We start from the raw sequence: 1,625 nt of genomic DNA, 5'->3' as shown, positions 1-1,625 counted from the left end.
CACTAAAGATGAACATGAACCATCCGATGTTGTATTAAAGGTTGACCATTTAAGCTATCAGCCTAAGACTTCAGATAAACTTCTTTTAAATGATGTTTCATTTGAAGTAAGAAAAGGGGAAATTGTTTGTATTGCTGGTATTGATGGCAATGGTCAGAGTGAATTGATTTATAACTTAACTGGACTTGAACAGCCTAATATGGGTCATGTTTACTTAAATGATGAAGAAATTACACATAAGAGTATTCGTTATCGTAATGATCATGGTTTATCTCATATCCCAGAAGACCGTCATAAACATGGGTTAGTTCTTGATTATACTCTTGGTGAAAACTTGATTTTAAAATCATATTATAAGAAAGACTTCCAGAATCATGGCATTATTAATTTTGATGCAATGAATACTTATGCTGATCATCTTATTGAAGAATATGATGTACGTTCTGGTGAAGGTAGAAATTCTATTGTACGTGGTATGTCCGGTGGTAACCAGCAGAAAGCCATTATTGCAAGAGAAGTAGAACAGAATGATGACCTACTTATTGCAGTACAGCCTACACGTGGTCTAGATGTTGGGGCTATTGAATTTATTCATAAGCAGATTGTTAAGACAAGAGACAACAATAAAGCAGTATTACTTGTGTCACTTGAACTTGATGAAGTTATGAACTTATCAGATCGTATTTTAGTGATGTATGAAGGGGAAATCGTTGCGGATCTAAATCCAAAAGAGACTACTATTCAGGAATTAGGACTTTATATGGCAGGTTCTAAGAGAGGAGAAGGTTATGAAAAGTAATAAACCCGCTTTAATGGAACGTGCCAGCTTCAAATCAATTGTGTCTTCTTTAATCGCAATTTTAATGGGGCTAGTCGTTGGTTTTATCATTATCTTAATTGCTAATCCTAGTGATGCATTACAGGGATTATCTATTTTATTAACAGGTGGCTTTAGAGAAGGGTTATCTAGTATTGGACAGGTTATTTATTTAGCTGTACCAATCATGATGACTGGTCTATCTGTTTCATTTGCTTATAAATGTGGTGAATTTAATATCGGTGTTCCTGGACAGTATTTAGTAGGATGTTTCACTGCTGTATTTATCGCATTAAGAGCTACTTTTATTCCAGATAACTTAGTATGGATTTTTGCTATTTTAGGAGCTGGAATTGCTGGCGCTTTATGGGCACTTATTCCTGGTATCTTAAAGGCTGCTCGTAACGTAAATGTTGTTATTTCTGGTATCATGTGTAACTATATTGGTATGTTACTTGTTATCCAGGGTATTAAAGCAACTATCTACAACTCTACTGGTGCAGAAAGTTATGCTGTATCTAAAGCACGTAGTATTCCTGGATTTGGCTTAAATCAGATCTTTGGTGATCGTGTTAACCTTGGTATTATCATTGCAATCTTACTTTGTGTACTTGCTTGGTTTATCATGAATAAAACTACTTTTGGTTATGAACTAAAAGCATGTGGTTTCAATAAAGATGCAGCAAGATATGCAGGTATGAACGAAAAGAAATGTATCGTTTTAGCCCTTATGATATCAGGATTCTTTGCTTGAGTAGGTGGAGGCTTGACTTACTTATGTGGAACTGGTCAAACAATACGAATCAGA

2 protein-coding genes are annotated in these 1,625 nt (G+C 35.0%); both read left to right on the top strand.

Annotated features, from left to right (window positions below; genetic code table 11):
- A partial coding sequence (locus tag ACT8VG_RS10980; protein WP_444195902.1) for an ATP-binding cassette domain-containing protein occupies positions 1-799 on the top strand: 799 nt, incomplete at its 5' end.
- On the top strand, positions 789-1,571 hold the full coding sequence (locus ACT8VG_RS10975) for an ABC transporter permease (protein WP_444195901.1): 783 nt from the start codon (positions 789-791) through the stop codon (positions 1,569-1,571). The genes ACT8VG_RS10980 and ACT8VG_RS10975, both read left to right, overlap by 11 nt.
- Positions 1,572-1,625 lie beyond the last annotated feature (54 nt).

Origin of the sequence: Catenibacterium sp., assembly GCF_052354645.1 — a bacterium.
GTDB lineage: Bacteria > Bacillota_I > Bacilli_A > Erysipelotrichales > Coprobacillaceae > Catenibacterium > Catenibacterium mitsuoka_A.
This window is presented reverse-complemented; position numbering and strand designations above follow the sequence as displayed.